The organism is Enterococcus raffinosus, from assembly GCF_001886185.1.
Lineage (GTDB): Bacteria > Bacillota > Bacilli > Lactobacillales > Enterococcaceae > Enterococcus_A > Enterococcus_A raffinosus.
The window spans coordinates 40,389-62,846 of record NZ_JXLA01000027.1; the positions used below are offsets into that span (position 1 = coordinate 40,389).

The window sequence follows — 22,458 nt, forward strand, 5'->3', positions numbered from 1 at the left end:
GCCGCCTCCTAATAATTTCTTGGTGGGATGGTAGAAAGAGGATTTTGATCAGAAAAAACAGTATCAGAAACATAAATATCCTCAGAAATTGTTTCTTTAGCGAAGTAGCGTTTAACGGTATTTGCCACCAGCTCGCCCATAAAAGGATTGCATTCCACTACACAATTGACTTTGTGCTGCTTCAGCAAATCAATCATTTCCTTTTGGGCATCAATACTTACGATCACAAAGTTGTTCTCCATTTTCGCTGCTTCAAGAGCATCTAAGGCACCTAACGTCATTTCATCATTATGAGAATAGATGACATCAATATTTTGAAGTTTTCCTGCTTTGATCGCCTCCGAAAAAGCCTCCTTTGCCTTTAATCGGATATAATCACCAGTGATAGTTTGGGTGATCTTTATTCTAGGATCACGTCCGACCGTCTCAGCGAAACCATCATGGCGCAGACGTGTTGGAGAAGTATGGTCCGACCCTTTGATTTCAAAAACGTTTACGGACTCCTTCTCTTTTTTTTGATAATAATTCGAGACATATAAGCCTGCTCGTCCCCCCTGAGCTTTAAAGCTTGAGCCGATATGAGTCAGAAACAGATCGGTTCTTTCCGTGGCAATGTTGCGATCAACAATAATTACAGGGATCCCCGCTTTTTTTGCCTCTTCTAAAACGGTTTCCCATCCATTTTCCTGAATCGGCGAGAGAACGATCAAATCGACTTGATAAGCGATAAAGGTCATCACGTCTTGAAACTGCTGTTTGGGATCTGAAAAGCTGTTTCGTGCCATCACTTGATAATTTTGCTTTTTAAGCTCTTCGGTGATGGATTTATTTTGTGCTTTGCGCCAATTGCTTTCCGTACCAGCTTGAGCAAAACCAATTGTGCGTTCATTCTGATCTTCTGCGGGTTCGTTGTTTTGACAGCCTGTAAGCAGGAGAGCCAAAAGTACCAACAGAATAACTTGGATTTTTTTCACTTGTTTGCTCCTTTTTCTTTCTATTATATAGCGCTATCATTTCTAATTCTAACATGTTTAGGCATTTCAAAAGAATGTCAAGAATCACCAAAAAAAATCCAAGAAATATAGAATTTCGAAAAAAACTCCCAGAATATTTCAAGAAATCAAAAAAGAATATCAATGAAAGCGTTTGCTGTTAATCGTAAACTAAGTCTATCAAATATGTTTTGGAGGGAAAAATATGAAACGAGGGTTCAAGAGAATGTTAGTCGCAGCTGCCTTACTAGTGGTGCTGCCAACGCTAGCTGCCTGCGGCGGTAAAGGAAATGCTTCAGGAGGCGACAAAGGCTATGTCGGAGTATCTATGCCGACCAAATCGGCAGAACGCTGGATCGCTGATGGCAACAATATCGTGAAGCAATTGAAAAAGAAAGGGTATAAAACAGATCTACAATATGGAGAAGATAAGGTCGAAAATCAAGTAGCGCAAATCGAGAACATGATTACGAAGGGTGTCGATACTTTAGTCATCGCATCCATTGATGGCTCCGCACTTACCGATGTTTTAGAAAAAGCACATCAGTCGGATATCAAAGTAATTGCTTATGACCGCTTACTAATGAATTCTAAGTATGTTGATTATTACGCTACCTTTGATAATTTCGGCGTAGGTGTTCTGCAAGCATCTTATATTGAAGAAAAATTAGGATTGAAGGATGGAAAAGGCCCTTACAATATTGAACTGTTTGGCGGATCGCCAGATGATAATAATGCACTGATTAATTACAACGGAGTCATGTCCGTCTTCAAACCTTATTTTGACAGTAAACAGCTAACAGTCCCATCTGGTCAAACGAAATTCAATCAAATCGCGACCTTGCGTTGGGATGGCTCAACCGCTCAGTCACGGATGGATAACTTATTGAGTGCTAATTATACTGATAAAAAATTGGATGCTGTGTTGTCACCTTATGATCCAATCAGTCTAGGAATTATCTCTTCATTGAAAGGTGTTGGCTACGGTTCAGCAGACAAGCCGCTTCCCGTAATTACTGGACAAGATGCAACGATCGCAGGAGTGAAATCAATTATCGCTGGTGATCAAACCGAAACGATTTTTAAGGATACACGTGTATTAGCAGACAACACTGTGGAAATGATCGAAGCGATTCACGACGACAAGAAGGTGCCAGTGAACGATGAAGAAACCTATGATAACGGAGAAAAAGTCATTCCTACTTATTTAGCGAAGCCAGTGTCTGTAGATAAGGAAAACTACAAGCAGGAATTGATCGATACGAAATACTATACAGAAAAAGACTTAAGCGAATAAAAAAGGGAACGAGAAAAGTATGAGCAGTCTTCGTACTTTTCTCGATCCTCTTAATAAGGAAGTGGAGAAATGGCCGATTACATTTTAGAAATGAAAAACATCGTGAAGGAGTTCTCTGGTGTTCGGGCCTTGGATGATGTCAACCTAAGTATCAAACGAGGAGAGATCCATGCACTTTGTGGAGAGAATGGCGCTGGGAAGTCGACATTAATGAATGTGTTAAGTGGTTTGTACTCATATGGCAATTATTCAGGCGATATTATTTATGACGGCGAAACCTGTCAGTTCAAAGGGTTGCGAGACAGTGAGGAGAAGGGCATCGTCATCATTCATCAGGAGTTGGCATTAAGTCCGTACCTATCGATTAAGGAAAATATTTTTTTAGGCAATGAGCAGACGAAGCATGGCATTATTGATTGGAACTTAACAGAACGGAAGACAGAAAACTTACTTAAAACAGTCGGCTTAAAAATTAATCCGAATACGCTTGTTTCACAAATAGGGGTAGGACATCAGCAGCTTGTGGAAATCGCAAAAGCCTTTTCGAAAAATGTACGCTTATTGATTTTAGACGAACCAACGGCTGCTTTGAATGAAGAGGAAAGCGCCAATCTACTGGAATTGATCAAAGAATTTCGGAATCAGGGGATCACCTCGATCATTATTTCTCATAAGTTAAATGAAATCGTTGATGTCGCGGATCGAATCACCATTTTACGTGACGGTCAAACAATTGAAACCTTAGAAAATGAAGACATTACTGAGGAACGGATTATCAAAGGAATGGTGGGAAGAGACCTCACGAACCGCTACCCAGATCGTCACCCAAACATTGGCGAAGTATTTTTTGAAGTGAAGGATTGGACAGTGCATCATCCAATTGATACTGCCAGAGTGATGAATAATCACATCAATTTCACTATTCGTCGAGGAGAGATCGTTGGAATCGCGGGCTTGATGGGGGCAGGACGAACAGAATTTGCGATGAGCGTCTTTGGCAATTCCTATGGCAGCAATATCAGCGGAAAAATCTATAAGGACGGAAAAGAAATAAAAATCAAAGATGTCTCTCAAGCCATACATAATGGATTGGCCTATGTATCTGAGGACCGTAAGGCACTGGGATTGAATCTATTAATGGACATTCGTGAAAATACAACGATTGCCAGTTTAGGAAAAATAAGCAAAAGCGGTGTTCTAGATAAAGAAAAAGAAGTCACGGAAGCGGAAAGCTATCGAAAAAAAATGCGGACAAAAGCCAATAACGTGTTTCAAAATGTTGGCAGCTTAAGTGGTGGGAATCAGCAAAAAGTCGTCTTAGCAAAATGGTTGATGACTGAACCCGATGTGTTGTTTTTAGATGAGCCGACTCGTGGGATCGATGTGGGAGCCAAATATGAGATCTACACGATCATCGAAGAAATGGCGGCACAAGGCAAGTGCGTATGCATTATTTCTTCGGAGCTGCCGGAAATTATCGGGATGTGTGACCGTATTTATACGATGAATGAAGGAACTATGACTGGGGAAGTCTTACGAGCAGACGCAAATCAAGAAACCTTAATGAACTTGATGACGATGGAAGAGGAGGCAGTATCCTAATGGAGAATGCAACGAAGGAAAGCAAAGAAAGAAGTACCTTAAATATCAAAGAAAAAGTACTAGATATCTTCAGTAAATATAGTATGGTCATTATTTTGATCGCGTTATTGATCGCCTTCCAATTAATGACCGGCGGCATTTTTCTACGACCGTTAAATATCACCAATATCGTATTGCAAAACAGCCATATCTTAGTTTTAGCAGCCGGTATGCTGCTTGTTGTATTGTTGGGATTTGTTGACTTATCTGTTGGTTCAGTCATGGCATTCGTTGGCGCGATCGCTGGGATGATGATGGTGAACAATCATATGAGTCCATGGCTCGCCGTTCCTATCTGTTTAGCAATCGGGGCATTGATTGGTGCTTGGCAGGGATTCTGGGTCGCGTATGTTGGGATCCCAGCATTTATTGTTACACTGGCTGGATTACTAATGTTCCGTGGGTTGACGCAAGTCGTTTTAGGCGGACAATCGTTGGCGCCCTTCCCAAGAGCCTTCCAAAAGATTTCTACAGGGTATCTGCCAGAAGTTTTTGTTTCTTCTTCAGGTATGCACTTTTTGACCCTGATTTTAGGAGCGGTGTTGGCCCTAGGTTTAGTATTCTTCCAATGGAAGGCGCGGGAAAAACGGAAACAGAATTTATTTGAAGTTCCTTCAATGAATGCCTTCATTTTTAAATCAGTATTGACGGTCGCGATTGTCTTAGGATTAAGCTACATTTTCGCCGCGTATCAAGGATTCCCAGTTATCCTAATCATCTTAGGCGTTATCGTTGGTGTCTATGGTTTCTTAACCAATAGCACGGTTGCTGGGCGTCAAATTTATGCGACCGGCGGAAATTTAAAAGCGGCGCAATTATCTGGGATCAAGACGAAAAAAATCACGTTTTGGGTCTTCGTAAATATGGGGATGATGGCTGCTTTAGCTGGGTTGATTTTAGCGGCGCGATTGAACGCGGCGACACCTCAAGCAGGGACTTCTCTTGAATTAGATGCCATGGCCTCTGTTTACTTCGGTGGTGCGTCTACCTCAGGCGGGATCGGTACAATTACTGGAGCAATTGTCGGTGGTTTGGTGATGGGTGTTCTGAATAACGGGATGTCGATTTTAGGGATTGGTGTGGACTGGCAGCAAGCGATCAAAGGGTTGATTTTACTTCTTGCCGTAGTACTAGATATTTATAATAAGAAACGCAAAATCTCTTAAGGAGCTATTTTATGACTGATGAAAAACGTATTTTACTCATATGTACAGCAGGGATTACTTCAGGTCTGCTGGTAAAAAACATTCAGACAGCCGCAGATGAGCAAAACATTCCTATTCGAGTGTATTCCGCTCCAGCCATTATTGCGGAACAAGCCATTCAAAATCAACACATTGATGGTCTGATGATAGGCCCACAGTCAGAATACGAAGTGAATCGATTGAAAGACTTTTTGAATTATAAAGCGGTAGCTTATAAAATGATCAAAAAAGAAGATTACGAAACGTTAGATGGCGAGGCAGTGCTGCAAGATATTGTCACAAATTTTTTAGAATAGAATACAGTAAAAAGGGTCGAGAAAAATTTTTCTCGATCCTTTTCATGTATACAAGCTATTTATTTCGTTTATTCAACCAATCCGTAGAGACATCCATCGCTGCTCTAGTCGCATTGCTCTGATCCATTGAATTGACCATTACAAAGTCGTGAATCATGCCTTGGAATCGAATTTGCGTGACATCCACGCCGGCTTCTCGCAGGTGACGAGCGTATTCTTCACCTTCATCTCTTAATACATCCGCTTCACCGTTCAGGATCATCGCGGCTGGAAGATCTGTTAAGTCTTCTTTGGTCGCTTGTAAAGGAGAAATTGTTTTGATGGATGCGTCCTGTCCCTCAGGAAGGTAATTATCCCAGAACCATTTCATGCCCTCTTTTGCCAAAAAGTAGTCGGTGGCGAATTGATGATAGGATTCCGTATCAAATCCGTGATTTGTTACAGGGTAGTAAAGCAGCTGCTGCTTAATTTTCGGCCCCTTGCGATCTTTCGCCAACATCGTAAGAACTGTCGCCATATTTCCGCCAACACTGTCGCCAGCTATGGTGAGCCGATCTGTATCGTATCGTCCCTCTGCCTCCTCCACAAGCTTTAGAAGAACCGCATAGCTTTGCTCGATCGCGACAGGATATTTGGCCTCTGGGGAACGATCATATTCAGGAACAAACACAATAGAATTTGTCCGAACCGCCAATTCTCGCACTAATTTATCATGTGTGTGGGCACTCCCTAGCACCCAGCCAGCGCCGTGAATATAAAGAATAACCGGTAATTTTTCCGTCGTATGTTTTGGTTTTACCGTTCGTACATTAATGATTCCGTGATTACCTAGGTCCCATTTTTCGTCCGTTGTATCGGCCTCTAATTTATTTACAGGAGAATCTTGAACTTGCTCTAACAGTGCGCGTGCGTCATTTACGGGTAATTGATAAATATAAGGTTCTTTTTCATTGGCAATACTAAAATCTAAAGCAGATTTTTCTAAAGAAATTCTTTCCGTCATATCAATTCCTTCTTTCCTGTGTTGTCCTAACATCATAGTATGAACCGCTCTCATTATCAAAACATCAGCTTGTTCAGGAATGGACGAATAATGAAAACAACGCCATGTATGGCTTTCTAAAGCTTAAACCGCCCATTTTTTCTATCAATGATGAATTGAAAGAAATCTCAAATTAAATAGTAAAAGCTGATACTAGTACCCAAACAACAGAAACCGCTTTAATTATAGACAATAGTAAGTTACTCTTCATATGGAAAATAAATTGATGGGGGACAACAAGATGGAGAGAAAAATTGTTGCTGTGACTGCTTGTGCGGCTGGTATTGCTCATACCTATATGGCCGCAGAATCACTTGAACAGGCGGCTAAGAAAATGGGCTATGGAATAAAGGTGGAAACGAATGGAGCGATCGGGGCAGAAAATGTTCTGACTGCTGAAGACATTGAACAGGCTGACGTAGTCATCGTCGCTTCGGATATTAAAATCGATCCGCTTCGTTTCACAGGAAAGCCGTTATTTGTTACGAAGTCGATTCCTGCAATAGAGGATTCTGAGGCATTGATCAAGCAAGCATTTGAAGAGGCGCAGGTCTTTGGGAAAAAAGGATCAAAGGTCGGAAAGATCCAAATAGGAAATGATAAGGAAAAGGTGAATTTCTTCACCCATATTATGAGTGGTATTTCTTACATGGTACCGATGGTCATTGCGGCTGGGTTGATTTTGACTATCGCTAATTTGTATGCGTTTCAAAAAGATGATTTGGGTCGGATAGTTAACTGGGGCTTTGACAATAAAACACAAATGGGTTTCTTGATGTCGAAGCTGTTTTATGTTGGGCAAATTGGTTTTAAATTGATGATTCCGCTGTTTGCCGGATTTGTGGCGAATTCGATTGCCGACAAACCAGCAATCGCTCCAGCTATGATTGGTGCGTACCTCGTAAATGATCCAGAGTTTCTGAATACGGAAGCTGGAGGAGGGTTCATTGGTGCGATTGTGGTTGCCTTTATTGTTGGCTATCTTGTAAAAGGGTTAAAGAAAATCAAATGGCCAAAGCTATTAGTACCAATTGTACCGATTATGATCATTCCATTTATCGCTACGGCTATTATTACATTGATCGTCCTTTATATCATTGGGAATCCAATTGCTATTGGTATGGATGCGATGTATCAAGGGTTGACGAACTTAAATAATAATTATGCTGGAGCGCCTATTTTGATCGGTGCCATTTGCGGCGCAATGATTGGTTTTGACTTAGGCGGTCCAATTAATAAAACAGCACTGGTATTTGGAACGGCTATTTTTACGGATACGTTGACAAAGTATGGAATTGATGGCGCAAATTTTGTACCCGGTACAGCTACGCAAGCAGCGATTTCAGTAGCGCCTCTTGGGGTTTGGTTAGCAACCATCTTGTTCAAAAAGAAATTCTCTAAAAATGAAAAAATTGCCGCAAGTGCCGCTTTTGGTATGGGGATCGTGGGGGTCACAGAAGGAGCGATTCCTTTCGTCGCTGCAGATCCAATTAGAATGATTTTTTCTAACGTAGTAGGTTCAGCCGTTGCTGGCGGATTAGCGGCCGCGACAGGATGTAAGTTCTATGGCGGAATTGGTTCGCCATTAGGAACATTTATTGGCTATATAGAACAGCCGATTCCTTTTATCACGTGGATTTTATGCGTTAGTGCTGGAATTTTGACCACGGCGCTGCTTATTGGATTTACCAGAAAGCAGATTGTTGAGGATAGTATCATTGAACAAGAAGAGCAAGAAGAACACGATCAAATGATGGAAACAGTAAACGAATAGGCAGGTAGAAAAAATGAATAAAGCAGTATTTAATCAAGAGCATATATTATTTGATGAAACATCCACCACTCAGGAAGAGGCATTCAAGAGTCTTGCGAAATTTGCTTATGACGCTGGATTCGTATCTGATGAAGAGAGCTATTTTAATGGATTAAAGGAAAGAGAGCAGGAGGCGACGACAGGATTCAAAGATCATATCGCTATCCCTCACTGCAAAAGCAGTGTAAATAAGAAGCCCGGTTTATTTCTCCTGAAGTTTGCTCATGATATTCCATGGAATTCTTTGGATAAGAAGCCTGTAAAAGTAGCATTTGGTTTAACCATCCCAGAAGAGGGGGCAACAGAGCATTTGAAATTGTTAAGCTTAATTGCTAGAAAATTAATTGATCAAGAATTTAGAGACGGAGTTCTGAAGCAGGATAACCCAGAATTACTAGCAGAAATCATTGATCAAATTGATTTCTCTTAATGCGTTAGATAATACCGAGAAGAATAACTTATGAAGTAGGATGGCACTTATGCAAAGAAAAGTTCATGTAATACATCACACCCATTGGGATTTTGAATGGTATTTCACTACCAACGAGTCATTTGTACAGTTGGTCTATCATTTAGATGAAGTAATGCAGGCTTTAGAAGAAAATCAAATCGATTATTATTTATTAGATGGTCAGATGAGCATTTTAGATGACTATTTAGCAAGCTTTCCAGAGAAAAAGGAACGCTTGGCACAATTGGTCAAAAACGGAAAATTAGCCATTGGTCCCTGGTACACGCAAACGGATGAATTAATTGTTCGGGGAGAATCGATGGTTAGAAACTTGAATCTGGGGATGGAGTTAGCAGAATCCCTAGGAGGTTATATGAATATTGGCTACCTTCCAGACTCGTTTGGACAAAGCAAGGACATGCCTAAAATATATAATGGATTCGGCATTCAGCATTCAGTTTTTTGGCGTGGTGTGCCTAATGAGATTACTACTAAGAGAGAATTTCATTGGAAAGCGGAAGATGGTTCAAATGTATTAACCTCAAATATAAAGGACGGCTATTTTGTCGGAGTTGGATTGATTTATTCAGATGATGCACAATCGTTGATTGAGACAATTTCCAAGGGAGCGGTTAGTGAGTCGTTAGTTTTACCAGTAGGAGGTGATCAACGCTATGTCGATTTCAATTTACGTGATCGAATAGAGCGATACAATGATAAATTGACCGATGTGGAATTGATGGAGAGCACTTATGAATTGTTTTTTGAGGCTGTTAAGGAGAAAGAGCTTCCAACGGTCGAAGGAGAATTTATCTCCAGCTCTGTCTCAAAAATACATCGATCGATCTATTCTTCACGATACGACCATAAATATTTAAATGATAAGGTTGAAAGACGTATGCTTTATCAAGCGGAACCTTTAATGGTGATGGCTGAAACCTATAGTATTCCCTATAAAAAAGGGTTGCTAGATCGGATTTGGAAGCTGTTGAATAAAAATCAGGCACATGATTCGGCTGGCGGATGCAATAGTGACCTAACCAATCAAATCATTCTGGAGCGTTTTGTCGAAGCCGATCAGTTGTCCTATTCTTTAGTGGATTATTTGACGAGAAAAATTGCGGAATCCCGTCCGATTATTTCAGAAGGAGAGCTAGTTGTTTTTAATACCTTGCCATGGAAAAACAAAAAAGTGATGAAGTGTGAAGTATCCACACCGCTTTCCTCTATCTCACTGAAAAAAGATGGCAACGAAGTCCCATTTGAGGTGTTGAATACAAGACAAGAATTTTCCGGCTCTATTCGTCGGGAGAAAAAGCTGGCGGATACAGATGACTACTACTTCGTGCATGAAGTATTGCTAGAAGCAGAAGTTCCAGCACTTAGCTTCCTTACGTATCAAGTAGTAGAGGGCTTAGAAGAATCTACTGAGTGCTCTAGCGAAGCATCGCCAGTTGATTCGATCGAAAATGAACATTATCAAATTATTTATGAAGCAGGTGCTTTAGTCCTAGTAGATAAGAGAAATGGAAAAGCCTATAGTCACTTTTTGACTTTTGAAGACAGTGGCGATGAAGGGGATACCTATGATTTTTCTCCTCCATACGCGGATCATAGCTATTTACTAGATTTAAAGGAAGCCAATTGTGACTTAGTACAAAATACCTTAATGGAAAAATTAACCATATCTGGGGAGTGGAAAATCGCGAAGGATTTACAGGAACGTCAGGAGAAAAAGAGAACACAGGCGATCCCGTATAAGCTGACGATTCAGTTGATGAAAGAAAGTTCTCAGATTCAATTCCATCTAGAGCTAGACAATCAGGCGTGTGATCACCGTATGAGAGTGCTGATCAATACCCCACACGAGAATGATTTTTCTTACACGGATACGCCCTTCGGCACAGTGAGGCGACAGGTTGAAGATCCGCATATTCATGATTGGAAAGAATTAGGCTGGCGAGAAGAACCAACAGCAATATTTCCTATGCTGACGTATGTAAACAGTCATAATTCCAACTCTAGCTGGACAGTTTTCAGCAAGGGGATTAAAGAATACCAGTTTGTGGGAAAACGATTTGAAACCATAGCACTGACTTTATTCCGCTCTGTCGGTTATCTTGGTCGACCGGATCTCTTGAGACGTCCTGGTGTGGCTTCGGGAAATGAATTCAAATATATTCCGACGCCTGACAGCCAATTGCAGAAAAAAATGACCTTCAAATTCTCTCTTCAGCTGAATAAGGAATATCAGCCGGCAAAGCTTGCTAAAGAGTATTTAGATTATGCGATAAGCTGCCCTTATTATCAGCTGCAGGAACTGAATCGTTTTACAACGACGCTGAAATATTTTGTGTCGAATCCGTTAAAAAACAAAGTAACTTCAAAGGAAGGGATCACCATTGATAGTGACACACTTGTGTTTAGTGCCTTGACGAAGACGACAGAAGGTGCGGGATTTGATGTTCGTGTATACAATCCGGATGTTCGTCTGGAAGTTGAGGGTGGAACGATTAAAGGAACGCATGAGATGAGTTACACATTTGTCGATCTTAAAGGAAAGGCTATTTCTTCAACAGAAAAAAATGATACTATTCCTCTAGGCACCTTTAAACCAGGCCAAATAAAAACGATCCATATCGTTGATTGAGGAGAATCTCTATGCAAGAAGACATTTTTATTTTAATCGAATCCTGTCGCTTGAATTTTACTTCTGTTGAGCAAGTGATCGCTGATTATTTACTAAGTAAACAGCCGTCCATGACGATCGACAAGTTATCCGAGCATTTAGCTGTATCGAAAGCGTCTATTACAAGATTTTGTAAAAAAATTGGATTGAATAATTACAAAGAATTGATTTTTCTCTACAAGCTGTCGTTAGATAATGAAGCTTCCGGCGTCTCTGTTTCTTCAAAAATAACCGCAGCGTATCATTCGCTGGCAACTCGCAGCGATAGTAATTATTCACAAGAAGTAGTCGACGCTTTCTGTGAGGTGCTCCATCAGCATAAAATTATTCATTTCTTTGGGAAAGGGTTCAATTCTTATGCTGGTGCTGACTTTCAATTCAAATTCTCTAGGGTTGGCAAATATGTACGAGTGATTGCTGATGAAAATTCGATTTTGATGTCCGCACATTTTGCAAATAAGGATGAGTTAATCGTGGTTTCGAGTTTACGAGGTGATGACGAAGAACTACTAGAGGCTATGAAGATTGCCAAAGATCGAAAGGTCCCGATTTTATTGATCACGTCCAATCGTTATTCTCAGCTAGTTCCTCATGCGGATGTTGTTTTAATCGCCGCAAGCTTTACGCGAGAAGAAGCGTTGGGAAATATTTCTCCGCAAATCCCAATTCTTATCCAACTGGACATGGTTTATGAAAGATATATTCACTTATATTCAGATGCGATCTCCCAGTGGTTAGAGTCTGAACAAATATTGCACAAATAAAAGGAGTAAACATGAAAAAATTTCCGAAGAATTTTTTGTGGGGTGCGGCGATGTCAGCCCCTCAAACAGAAGGGGAAAGTTTGAGCTTTGGAAAAACTGAGACAACGTGGGACTATTGGTTTCGAGTGTCCCCTGAAAACTTCTATGAGAATCAAGGACCCGGGGTCACCTCTGATATCTATAACCAGTATCTAGAAGACTGTCAGCGAATGAAGGAGATTGGCTTGAACTCCATTCGAACATCCATTTCATGGGCGCGTCTGCTCCCTGATGGAAAGGCGATTAATCAAAAAGCTGTTCAATTTTATCGAAATTATTTTTCAACGATGCTGGAAAATGGTGTCGAACCAATTATTAACCTCTTTCATTTTGATCTACCCATGTGGCTAATGAAACAGGGGGGATGGGAAAACCGAGTATCTGTTCAAGCCTTTGCCTTTTATGCAAAAACTTGTTTTGAGTTGTTTGGTGATCTTGTTGGGAAATGGACGACCTTCAATGAGCCGCTTGTTCATATAGAGTGCGGATATTTGTATCAATATCATTATCCCGCAATTGTTGATTTCAAGCGTGCGATTCAAGTGGGGTATCACACCTTGCTCGCCCATAAAGCGGCGGTAAAGGTGTTTAGAGAGGTCATAGAAACTGGAGAAATCGGCATTATTTTAAATATTTCTCCAACCTATCCTAGAAGTGTCTCTGATGAAGATCAATTGGCGGCTTTTCGTTCCGATTTATTGAATATTCGAAGTTTTTTAGATCCGTCAGTATTAGGAACAATCCCTGAGGAATTAGTCACGTTATTATCAGAAAATGGTCTGTTGCCAGAGGTGAAGGAGGAAGATGACCAGCGAATTAGAGAAAATTTAGTGGATTTTATCGGATTAAATTATTATCAGCCAAGACGAGTACAAGCTCCTGAATTTCCAACTGTTCCCGCAAAAATGCCTTCAGATTTTTATGCGGCGTATGATTGGCCAGATAAAAAAGTGAATCCTTATCGTGGATGGGAAATTTATCCTGAAGCGCTTTATGATGTGGCTATGATGATGAAAGATAAGTACAACAATATTCCTTGGTATGTTAGTGAAAATGGTATGGGCGTAGCGAACGAAGAACGCTTTATGAATGACGCTGGAGAAATTGAAGATGACTATCGTATCGCTTTTATGAAAGAACATTTGTCTTACTTGCATAAGGGGATTAGTGAAGGAAGTCATTGCTTTGGATACCATGCATGGACATTCATAGATTGCTGGTCGTGGCTAAATGGCTATCGAAATCGGTATGGATTCTATCGATTAGATTTAACGACACATGAACGTTCTATAAAGAAAAGTGGTCGATGGATTCAACAAGTAAGTGAAAATAATGGATTCTAGGTGAGTGCAGATGAGTATAGTTGTAGTTGATATTGGTGGAACTACTGTGAAGCATGGCGTTTGGGAAAAGCACAAGTTAAGTGAAGTTTCCGCATTTTCCACCCCAGATACCTTTGAGGCGTTTTTAGAAAATCTTCAGCTGGCAATTGAAAAATACGATCAAACCTTTGAAGGTATCGCGATTAGTGCCCCAGGTGCAGTTGATCAGGAGCAGAGAAAGATTCTGGGGATTAGCGCAGTGGATTATATTCACCAACGGCCAATTTTTGATGAGCTGGAACAGTATTTTAATCTGCCGGTAACTATAGAAAACGATGCAAATTGCGCTGGAATTGCTGAAGTAGAACTCGGTGAGGGGAAGAACGCGCAAAATATTGCCTTTGTTGTCTTAGGGACAGGAGTTGGCGGGGCGCTTTTTGTTCAACGGAAATTATATAAAGGAAGCCACCTATTCGGCGGTGAGATAGGCTTGCTGAAGAGTCAACAGACACAGACCTTCAGTCAAAATGGGACACTGGTGAAAGCGGCTAAGGCTTATTCGGAACAGACACATACCTGTGTTGATGGAAAAGAACTTTATGTATTGAGAGAAAAGAAGGATCTGCTGGCTACATCCCTTTTAGACGAGATATATCAAATCATGACCAATAATCTTTACAATATACAAGTCATGTTTGATCCTGAACTAATTCTCTTAGGCGGCGGTATCTCCAAGCGTCCTGAATTGGCAGAGGAGCTATCCAATCGACTGTTTGAGCTGTTGAAAAAAGAAGGCGTCGAAGAAATCATGCCGACGATCAAGTGCTGCAGATTTCAAAACAATGCGAATCTAATCGGTGCCGCATTGAATTTTGAGCTGCAGAGGAATAAATAATAACCAAGGCACTGTCGACAAAGACAATGCCTTGGTTTTTGCTTTATTCTTTATCAACTGTCTGTCGTTGGACACTTTCAATGACAAATTCAGCGTTATCTAAGGCATACATTCCTTGGATGTCGCCGGTGTTCAAAGCGGCGATGGCTTCGTTTGAAAAATGAAGTGCGCTTGTTTCAAAGCGTTGTTCTTTTTGTCCATCCGTTACAAGGAAGGTTTTAGTTGCGGGACGATTGATTAATTTGAACTGTGTGGGTGTTGAATCAAGCGTACCAAGTATTTCTTCAATGGTTAAATCTTCCACTTTTTGGTAACGAGAGACGATGAACCCATCCGCCTGCTGCTTCACTAAAATAGCAGCAAAATGCGTGTCATTAATCAAACTGAGTAGGCCGATTTGCCCATCATTGATGGCTGTTGCTTCAGCAACATTGACAGTGAATGATTCCGCGCTTTCGGTTTGTCGAATGCCCAGAAATGCGGGTGTAGCTTCTTGTTCGATGGTTGTGGGACGCCCTTTTATCGTTAAGGTGTTGTTCTTTAATAATACGTCTTCGCCAAGTGTATCTCGCAGACTGAGCCATTCGGGGTGCAACGTTTCCTGTTCAAAGTTATCGTAAAAGGACGTTAGCTTTTGTTGGTTTACTAAAACGCGTTGATGGCTTGGAAAAGAGGTCATATCCACAATTTCGCTAGGCAGTCCATGATTGATTTCCGGCCATTCCTTATCCCAGATGACAGGGTAGAGCAGTGTTTCACGCCCCATATTCGTTATTTGCTTAAACCCAATGGTTGATGGACGCGTGCCTAAACAGGTCAACCACCAATTTTCTTCAGTGTCTTGGAACAAGTCCGCATGACCAATATTTTGCAAAGGTTCGTTTGCGCGATCACGATTGGTAAAAAGAGGATTGATGCCAGGCGTATCTTCAAAGGGTCCCCAAAGATTCGGAGACTTGAACATTGTGATCATGTGCCCAACACCCGTTCCGCCTTCAGCTGCTAAAAGATAATAAGCCTCGTTTCGTTTGAGGATGTGGGGACCTTCCACATCTCGTCCGCCAGTGCCCATGCTGATTACTTCTGGTCCTCGCAGAATTTTTCCAGTAGAAAGATCGATTTCTACTTGTTGGATCGCCTTAGTACCCTTATCATCAATAAAGCCAGTAAAGGTGACATACGTTCGGTCTTCTTCGTGGTATAGGTCAGGATCGATCCCCATAATGTCGATCTCAATCCGCTGATCCTCCCAAATGATTTCGCCCCGATCATTAAGGCTGCCTTTGATGATAAAATTTTTGAACTCCGCGAAATTTGTTGTAATGACATAAAAATGATTATTGATAAAACGAATACAGACAGCGAAGATGCCTTCATTTGATTTTGCTTTCGATAAATCTGCTTGTTCTTTTTTTGTAACGATACCTGGAACCTTTGTCCAGTTTAATAAATCGGTGCTTTTACTGAGAGAAATGCCTGGATAATATTCAAAGGTACTGTTAACCATGTAGTACGTATCTTCGACTAGAACAATACTTGGATCAGGGTACATTCCTCTTAGAATCGGATTTTGATAGTTTTCGATCATATGAAAAACTCCTTTTTAGTTCGAATAAGCGATACGAAGAGTGTCTAAGCATAACTCCGCGGTTGATGGAAGGATGAGATTAGCGGATTGCAATTGAGGATTTTTCCCGACTGCAACCGAAAAGGCGCCGCTGCTGTTAATAGCGGTGATACCAGCAATAGAATCCTCAATACCGACACACACTGCCGGAGTTAAACCTAGGGCTTTTGCCGCGGCAATAAAAATATCTGGAGCTGGTTTTCCGCAGGCCACTTTACTCGGATCAGCGACAGCGTCAAAGGTAGTACTTAAGGCCAATTTTTCTAAAATCAAAGGGCCATTCAGACTAGCAGAGGCCAAGGCAAGCTTCATTTTCTGCTCCTTTAATTCGGAAATGAACGGTGCTATTCCAGGTAAAATATTGTTGGGAGACAAGGTATTCAGTGAGTCGCCATACAGTTCATTTTTCTCATGGAGCAGCTGTTGAAACATACTGTCGGAAACAACTACATCGAGAGATTCTAAGATCACCTTTAAGGAGTCAGTACGACTGACTCCTTTTGTTTTCTCCTCTATGTAATCTGGAAGAGCCACCGAAAAGTATTTATTCACGAGTTTTTTCCAAGCGTCAAAATGCAGCGTGGAGGTATCAGCAATGACACCATCTAAATCAAATAAAACACCTTTAAACAAAAGAGACTTCCTCCCGTTCGCTGAGAATAGGGGTAGTGGTCAAAATGTCATTAATCTTTGCAAGATTTTCTGGTGAGATTTGAATAAAAGGCAACAGTGTATTTAATTTAGTCAATGACATCGTACCTAGTCCACCTTTGATCGCTTCAGGATCTGCTTTAAAGAAATGTAGCACAGGATCCACCGCATCAATTTTTTTAACCAAAAGATCATCCGCCATGATTTCCGCGGCAGGTGTTTCACTGCTGTAGTGCTCCACATAACTTTCAGTGGGAATATAGCTGATGGCATAGGTACCGCAGGTTAACACGAAGCCGTCGTTTTCTTTTAATTGATCATTTACCGTGATCGAAGTAGTCTCAGCTCTAGGCAACGTGACCTTTACAGAAGCACCAAAGGGAACAGTCAAGTTGATTTTGATAGTGTGCTCTTTGTCCGCTTCAATTTGATAATCGACAGCGATTCTTCCATAAGGGGAGTCAAAATGTCCACTCACTTGTTTTAAACGATAATCAAACTGCGGAGCGAAGGTAATTTCACGATAACCTGGGGCCGCAGCTTGAATGCCTAACAAATACTTGTAGGCCCATTCCATAATCGCGCCGAAACTGTAATGATTTAAAGAATTCATTCCCTCAGGATTCATGGAACCGTCAGGCAGGACAGAGTTCCAGCGTTCCCAGACCGTAGTAGCGCCGAGATTTACCGCATAAAGCCAGCTTGGGAAATCCTCTAAAAGGAAAATCTTTGCGGCAAGCTTATGGTAGCCATATTGAGATAAGACCTGGCAAATGAAGGGGGTACCGACAAACCCTGTTTTCAGATGATCATTGTCCTTCTTCAAACGAGCAACTAAATCTGCCACTACACGTGAGCACTGTGATTCGGGGATTAGTCCAAATTGTAGTGCAAGCGCATAGGCTGTTTGTGTATCAATCGCCAATCGACCGTTCGCTGTGATGTATTCTTTTCTGATGGTCTCCAAGATTCGTTGTGTCTGTTCTTGATAATAAACGGCGTCTTCAGAACGCTGTAAAATTTCTGCGGTTTTGGCTACGATACTGCTGGAATAGAAATAATAAACCGAGGCAATAAAATCTTCTTCGGTTTTTCCCGTAGGCAAGGCAGGATTTTCACCATCTAAGGCAAGCCAATCACCAAATTGGAAGGTGCCTGTCCACAAATTGTTGCTCTTGCTGTTACGGCCAATCCATTCTACCCAATCCTTCATTGCGGAAAAATTTTGCTGCAGGATGGCTGGAACGCCATAGCTTTGGTACATAGTCCAAGGGATAATCGTCGCGGCATCTCCCCAAACCGCTGCACCGCCATCCGTATTTCCCATTGCGGGAGCATACATAGGAACCATGCCGTCATATTTTTTTTGTTCGACGGCGATATCCTTCGCGTATTTTTTGAAGAAAGAGAAGACATTCATGTTCAATGCCGCTGTTTTAGAGAACACTGCCGCATCGCCTGTCCAACCTAAGCGTTCATCTCTTTGGGGGCAGTCCGTTGGAATGTCTAGGAAATTACTTTTTTGTCCCCACAAAATATTTTGGAAGAGTCGGTTGACTTTTTTGTTCGCTGTTTTGATAGCACCTGTCGTTGTCATGTCGGAGTATAATACCGCTGCTTGGTAATCCGCTTTTTCCAGTGGTTGCGTGTTGCCTTCGACCTTTACATAGCGGTAGCCGTAAAAGGTAAAGTGAGGGCGCACCCATTTCTCTTCTCCGTCAGAAGTATAGACAAAGGCGGCTCGCGCTTGTCGTAAATTTTCTCGATAAAAATTATCTTCCTGTAAAATTTCTCCCATTTGGAAAACAAGCTTTGTTCCCTTCGGTTCGCGATTATAAAACTCGAGCCAGCCGGTGTGATTTTGACCAAAATCAAGGACTTGCTCATCTGCAGGGGTCTCAAGAATTTCTTGAACAGGGAGGCGTTCCATGATTTTTACCGGTAAGCTTAACCGATCTTGTAGAAGTGCCTTGTCTTTTTCTGAGACGATCACAGGCTGCCAATTAGCAGGGATAATTGTATCGTCTAGATCTTCGCCATAGTAAATTTCCGATTTTGTAACCTTGCCGCTAGTTGTCAGCCAAGTGGCATCGGTAGAGATGATTTCTGTGCTGCCGTCCTCGTAGCGAAGGTGATATTCTGCGATAACCTGCTGCTGATCCCCATAGATATTCTTTTTCCCGCCATCAAAGCCTAAAGTTCCCTTATACCAGCCATCTCCAGTAGAAAAGCTTAGTTTGATCTGATCTGATTTTTGAAAGGCTTCGGTCACATCATAGGTTTGAACTTGAACCCACTGGTCATAAGCCGTAACTCCAGGAGATAGGTACTCATCGCCCACCTTGTCATCGTTGATATACGTTTCATAAATACCTAATCCAGTAGCATACAGTCGGGCATTAGTGACTTTCGATGGAACACGAACGTCCTTTTTGAAAAGCGTGTTTTGAATGCTCTTATCTGGATGTGCGATCCATTCAGCTTCAAAGGGCTCAGACATTTTCCCAGTTTCAAAAAAGCTTTCTTTTGCGCAAAGAAGCGTGTCTGAATCATAAAGGGAGACCTCAACGTGGTAACGAGTACGAGGAGTGAGGTCCAATGATACATCGAAGAAATTCGTTTCAAAACGTTCCTTGTCACTTTTGTAGATGGGCTGTTCATACGAGGTTGTCCAAATGATTAGCTGTTTGGTTACTTCTGTGTACTGATTTGCTTCCACAGTGAAGTCGATTCGCAACGAATCAAGCTGAAACCCAATCGGTTCGATCATGTGATTGATTAAAATGGTGGAAATGTTCATAATTACACGCCTCTTTTCTTATAATTTTGTAGAAAAATCTCCGCAGAAGGGGTCAACAGGACTGATCCCTTCAAAGGCTTCCGTCCCTGTCATTTTTCTGATCACTGCGTCAACGCTAGCTTTATTTCCAGTATAGGTATTGATATAAGTAGAAACGGCTGGAATATCGAATAGATGGTACGGGTTGGCCGTTGAGATAAAAATAGTTGGAATGGACTTCATAAACCAGGGTGCATCCGCCGCCATCAAATGAACCCAATCCAAACGAGTCGTTGTTTGATTGCTGGCGGTTTCGATGTTCGCGACATAAAGCGCCAAATCAAATTTTCCCTTCATTTCTGCCACGCCTTCTTCAAAAATCTCGTGAAAATCTAGCTGCTGGTGGTCATATAGGGTCACTTCGAAACCAAGTCCTTCCAGCTGGGTTTGGAAGTGATCGGAAACCTTACCGCCTTCTTTAAATCCGCCGTCATCTGAATCCCCTAAAACAACTAGTCGGATTCTAGGGTAACGCGCCACCGTCATTGGCAACAGCTGATCACGATCCTTGACTAAATTCACTGATTTTTTCGCTGTCGCTGCTGCTTTTTCGGCATGCTCTATAAGGTTCACCGTCCTTTTTTCTGTGGGCTTTGCTTCGAATAGGCCATGAGTCAGCTTAGTAGCCAGGATCCGCAACACCGCTTCCTCGATTCGAGCCAGCTTCAAGGTTCCGTTTTCCACTGCTTTTTTGATAAAGGCGTAGTCTTCGTCGATATTTTTATTGAATAGAATCATGTCTATGCCCGCATTGATTGTGGCCGGTAACAGCTCTGCTCGAGGGAGAATGGCATTATAACCGATCATTGGTGTAGCGTCGGTGATTGCTAAGCCGTTAAAGCCAAGCACATCCCGCAGCAGACCGTCAATCAATCGTTTTGAGGCTGAGGCTGGTCGCAGCTCTGCATCGGTGATTTCTGGTGAAAGTTTTCTTTCCCAGGCTGGCTGCAGAATATGCCCGATCATGATACTGGTGATGTCTTGATCAATAAATGTTTGGTAAATTTTACCATAGGAAGCCATCCAGTCATCGGCAGACAAGGAATTGACCGTGCTTAAAAGGTGCTGGTCACGTTCGTCGACACCGTCGCCGGGGAAGTGCTTAATGACAGGGATAATGTCATTCTCCTGGAGTCCTTTGATTTGAGCCGCAGCCATTTGAAGGACTCGCTCTTGATCGCTGCCAAAGGTCCGAGTGTTGGTGATTGGATTGCGGAAATTTTTATCAATATCAACAATGGGTGAAAATGACATGTTGCAGCCTACCTGAGCGGCTTCGCTCCCGGCAACATTTCCCAATTCGTAGGCATGTATTGGCTCATCAGTAGCCGCAATTTGCAAAGGCATACCGAACCATGTGCCCTCAGAAATAATCCCGTTCCCACCTGATTCCAAATTTGCGGAAAAGAATAATGGAATATCGCTGGCTTCCTGAGCCGTGGCTAATTGTCGTTTGATCTTGTCTGCTGAAGCGGGCGATACATCATGCCCCCAGGACGATAGGTTTGGACAAATTCCTTAATGTCTACTTGGTCTTCATCCTGACCAATGACGAAAAAGAGCTGACCAATTTTTTCATCTAAAGTCATCTCCTGAAGCTTGCGCTGCAGCAGTTGAATCTGTTCTTCTGTTAAGTAATACGGTTTTTTCGTTAAATCTACCATGAATGATGAGCCTCCCATTATTTTTATCTATACGTGTTCACGCTTTCATTCTAGCTTGGAAAAAAGACGGCAACCATTGCGAAAAAACATCTGGTATGTGTTCATTTCACAGCTCCTTTCATTTATCGAAAAATGTGTCTTGCTTGAAGGATTCATTCATGAGATAGTTTAGACGAAGTCAGAAGACGACGTCATAGAAAAAAACAACTTAAGAAGAGCAAATCTGTAATTTTTCAACTTAGTGCAGGAAATGAGCGGTTTTTTTGAAAGGAGAGGAGACTATGGAGGAAACGGTATTAAACATTCTGCAGGAGAAAAACCAGCCACGTAACTGGGATGAGTTAGGACCGGAAATGAAGCCTAAAAAGGCAGGTGTGTTGAAAAACGAGCCGGTGTATGAATTTTTTCATACGCTGGATGATTCGTTGGAGGTGAATCCGCAATCAATCGCTATTTCTGTTCAGCCGGTAAAATCTTTTATTCCCTATCATATCCATGACTATGTAGAGATCATCGTTCCGATTGTAGGCGAGTGCACAGTCGTTACAAAAAATGATGAGCTGCATCTGCGACAGAATGATTTGATTATCATTGGCAACCACACGATCCATCGAGTTGAGCCAATTAAAGCAGACAGTATTGTAATTAATCTGACCCTAAAGGATACCGCCTTTACGTTGAATGATTATCATTTTATGTATGAGGATCGTGTGACGAAAAAAGTTTCCTCCTTGCTCTTTTCCCTCCTCTCAAATGAGACGCAGGGAGAAAATATTTATCGCTTGTTTCGAACGCATCAGGAAACTAAGATTCATCGACTGGTGGAAGACATCATTCAAGAATATTACTATCCAGACGCACAATCGAATCAACTCATTCGTTTAGAATTATTGACCCTCTTTGCTAGACTGATTCGTTCAGCCGCAAATGAACAGGAGGTCATCTCTGGAGAAGAGGATGGATCGGTCAATCTATTGTCCTTACTGTTGTATATTGAAAAGAATTACGCCCAGATAACTTTGGAGGAGATGGCCCAGCATTTTGGCTTTAATCCCAATTACCTCTCCTCTTACTTAAAAAAACACACAGGCCTTACATTTATCAAATTGGTTCACCTGCAGCGGGTCAATGTAGCTGCTGAATATCTAACTTATACAAATGCCCCGATTGAACAGATTGCTTTAAAAGTGGGGTATGAAAACCGGAGCCACTGATAAAGTACCCTAGTTTC

General features: G+C 41.7%; 16 protein-coding genes and 1 pseudogene. 11 read left to right on the forward strand and 6 right to left on the reverse strand.

Annotated elements, in window-relative coordinates; translation table 11 throughout:
* Positions 1–8: 8 nt before the first annotated feature.
* Positions 9–974: an ABC transporter substrate-binding protein gene (locus tag RV13_RS14260; protein ID WP_060789372.1), complete on the reverse strand. Its 966-nt coding sequence runs from the start codon at positions 972–974 to the stop codon at positions 9–11.
* Between the two features lie 223 nt (positions 975–1,197).
* Here RV13_RS14260 and chvE point away from each other — a divergent pair, with 223 nt between their 5' ends.
* The 4 genes from chvE to RV13_RS14280 all read left to right on the forward strand — a co-directional run bounded on the left by chvE (position 1,198) and on the right by RV13_RS14280 (position 5,431).
* Entirely contained in the window at positions 1,198–2,289 is a 1,092-nt protein-coding gene (gene chvE / locus RV13_RS14265) for a multiple monosaccharide ABC transporter substrate-binding protein (protein ID WP_060789371.1), read from the forward strand.
* Positions 2,290–2,358: 69 nt separating this feature from the next.
* Positions 2,359–3,891: a multiple monosaccharide ABC transporter ATP-binding protein gene (gene mmsA / locus RV13_RS14270; protein WP_010743973.1), complete on the forward strand. Its 1,533-nt coding sequence runs from the start codon at positions 2,359–2,361 to the stop codon at positions 3,889–3,891.
* On the forward strand, positions 3,891–5,096 hold the full coding sequence (mmsB, locus tag RV13_RS14275; RefSeq protein WP_060789370.1) for a multiple monosaccharide ABC transporter permease: 1,206 nt from the start codon (positions 3,891–3,893) through the stop codon (positions 5,094–5,096). Before mmsA ends, mmsB begins: the two co-directional genes overlap by 1 nt.
* An 11-nt stretch (positions 5,097–5,107) precedes the next feature.
* Complete coding sequence (locus RV13_RS14280) at positions 5,108–5,431, forward strand: PTS sugar transporter subunit IIB (protein ID WP_010743971.1); 324 nt, start codon at positions 5,108–5,110, stop codon at positions 5,429–5,431.
* A gap of 55 nt (positions 5,432–5,486) precedes the next feature.
* Here the strand turns inward: RV13_RS14280 and RV13_RS14285 are convergent, their stop codons facing one another.
* Positions 5,487–6,434, reverse strand: a complete 948-nt coding sequence (locus RV13_RS14285) for an alpha/beta hydrolase (RefSeq protein WP_028021025.1) — start codon at positions 6,432–6,434, stop codon at positions 5,487–5,489.
* 280 nt (positions 6,435–6,714) lie between these two features.
* On the opposite strand from RV13_RS14285, the gene RV13_RS14290 reads away from it, so the two are divergent.
* The 6 genes from RV13_RS14290 to RV13_RS14315 are packed head-to-tail and all read left to right on the forward strand — an operon-like array spanning position 6,715 to position 14,446.
* The gene (locus tag RV13_RS14290; protein WP_060789369.1) at positions 6,715–8,247 is read left to right on the forward strand and encodes a PTS fructose transporter subunit IIC; all 1,533 of its coding nucleotides are present in this window, start codon (positions 6,715–6,717) and stop codon (positions 8,245–8,247) included.
* A gap of 13 nt (positions 8,248–8,260) precedes the next feature.
* Complete coding sequence (locus RV13_RS14295) at positions 8,261–8,716, forward strand: PTS sugar transporter subunit IIA (RefSeq protein WP_028021023.1); 456 nt, start codon at positions 8,261–8,263, stop codon at positions 8,714–8,716.
* A 49-nt stretch (positions 8,717–8,765) separates the two neighbouring features.
* Positions 8,766–11,387: a glycoside hydrolase family 38 N-terminal domain-containing protein gene (locus tag RV13_RS14300; protein ID WP_060789368.1), complete on the forward strand. Its 2,622-nt coding sequence runs from the start codon at positions 8,766–8,768 to the stop codon at positions 11,385–11,387.
* Between the two features lie 11 nt (positions 11,388–11,398).
* Positions 11,399–12,190 (forward strand): MurR/RpiR family transcriptional regulator, encoded by a 792-nt coding sequence (locus RV13_RS14305; protein WP_010743966.1) that lies wholly within the window; start codon positions 11,399–11,401, stop codon positions 12,188–12,190.
* Positions 12,191–12,201: 11 nt separating this feature from the next.
* Positions 12,202–13,572, forward strand: coding sequence for a glycoside hydrolase family 1 protein (locus tag RV13_RS14310; RefSeq protein WP_060789367.1), 1,371 nt, complete (start codon positions 12,202–12,204; stop codon positions 13,570–13,572).
* A 10-nt stretch (positions 13,573–13,582) separates the two neighbouring features.
* Positions 13,583–14,446 carry an ROK family protein gene (locus RV13_RS14315; protein WP_028021020.1) on the forward strand — a complete coding sequence of 288 codons (864 nt, stop codon included), beginning with the start codon at positions 13,583–13,585 and terminating at the stop codon, positions 14,444–14,446.
* 43 nt (positions 14,447–14,489) lie between these two features.
* Here RV13_RS14315 and RV13_RS14320 read toward each other — a convergent pair whose 3' ends face one another.
* From RV13_RS14320 to RV13_RS14335, 4 genes and pseudogenes are all read right to left on the reverse strand, one after another.
* Positions 14,490–16,034 carry a glycoside hydrolase family 43 protein gene (locus RV13_RS14320; RefSeq protein WP_060789366.1) on the reverse strand — a complete coding sequence of 515 codons (1,545 nt, stop codon included), beginning with the start codon at positions 16,032–16,034 and terminating at the stop codon, positions 14,490–14,492.
* 15 nt (positions 16,035–16,049) lie between these two features.
* Positions 16,050–16,706 (reverse strand): beta-phosphoglucomutase, encoded by a 657-nt coding sequence (gene pgmB / locus RV13_RS14325; protein ID WP_060789365.1) that lies wholly within the window; start codon positions 16,704–16,706, stop codon positions 16,050–16,052.
* Positions 16,699–19,524 (reverse strand): alpha-L-rhamnosidase, encoded by a 2,826-nt coding sequence (locus RV13_RS14330; RefSeq protein ID WP_060789364.1) that lies wholly within the window; start codon positions 19,522–19,524, stop codon positions 16,699–16,701. Before RV13_RS14330 ends, pgmB begins: the two co-directional genes overlap by 8 nt.
* A gap of 18 nt (positions 19,525–19,542) precedes the next feature.
* A pseudogene (locus RV13_RS14335) lies at positions 19,543–21,227 on the reverse strand (glycoside hydrolase family 3 protein).
* 281 nt (positions 21,228–21,508) lie between these two features.
* Here RV13_RS14335 and RV13_RS14340 point away from each other — a divergent pair.
* A complete protein-coding gene (locus RV13_RS14340; protein WP_083579825.1) occupies positions 21,509–22,441 on the forward strand; it encodes an AraC family transcriptional regulator in 933 nt (310 codons plus the stop codon).
* The last annotated feature ends 17 nt before the right edge of the window (positions 22,442–22,458 follow it).

Excerpts from the sequence above, each read along its gene's own strand:
- chvE (WP_060789371.1), top strand. The coding sequence starts at position 1,198 with ATGAAACGAGGGTTCAAGAGAATGTTAGTCGCAGCTGCCTTACTAGTG.
- mmsA (WP_010743973.1), top strand. The coding sequence starts at position 2,359 with ATGGCCGATTACATTTTAGAAATGAAAAACATCGTGAAGGAGTTCTCT.
- mmsB (WP_060789370.1), top strand. The coding sequence starts at position 3,891 with ATGGAGAATGCAACGAAGGAAAGCAAAGAAAGAAGTACCTTAAATATC.
- RV13_RS14280 (WP_010743971.1), top strand. The coding sequence starts at position 5,108 with ATGACTGATGAAAAACGTATTTTACTCATATGTACAGCAGGGATTACT.
- RV13_RS14285 (WP_028021025.1), bottom strand. The coding sequence starts at position 6,434 with ATGACGGAAAGAATTTCTTTAGAAAAATCTGCTTTAGATTTTAGTATT.
- RV13_RS14290 (WP_060789369.1), top strand. The coding sequence starts at position 6,715 with ATGGAGAGAAAAATTGTTGCTGTGACTGCTTGTGCGGCTGGTATTGCT.
- RV13_RS14295 (WP_028021023.1), top strand. The coding sequence starts at position 8,261 with ATGAATAAAGCAGTATTTAATCAAGAGCATATATTATTTGATGAAACA.
- RV13_RS14300 (WP_060789368.1), top strand. The coding sequence starts at position 8,766 with ATGCAAAGAAAAGTTCATGTAATACATCACACCCATTGGGATTTTGAA.
- RV13_RS14305 (WP_010743966.1), top strand. The coding sequence starts at position 11,399 with ATGCAAGAAGACATTTTTATTTTAATCGAATCCTGTCGCTTGAATTTT.
- RV13_RS14310 (WP_060789367.1), top strand. The coding sequence starts at position 12,202 with ATGAAAAAATTTCCGAAGAATTTTTTGTGGGGTGCGGCGATGTCAGCC.
- RV13_RS14315 (WP_028021020.1), top strand. The coding sequence starts at position 13,583 with ATGAGTATAGTTGTAGTTGATATTGGTGGAACTACTGTGAAGCATGGC.
- RV13_RS14320 (WP_060789366.1), bottom strand. The coding sequence starts at position 16,034 with ATGATCGAAAACTATCAAAATCCGATTCTAAGAGGAATGTACCCTGAT.
- RV13_RS14330 (WP_060789364.1), bottom strand. The coding sequence starts at position 19,524 with ATGAACATTTCCACCATTTTAATCAATCACATGATCGAACCGATTGGG.
- RV13_RS14340 (WP_083579825.1), top strand. The coding sequence starts at position 21,509 with ATGGAGGAAACGGTATTAAACATTCTGCAGGAGAAAAACCAGCCACGT.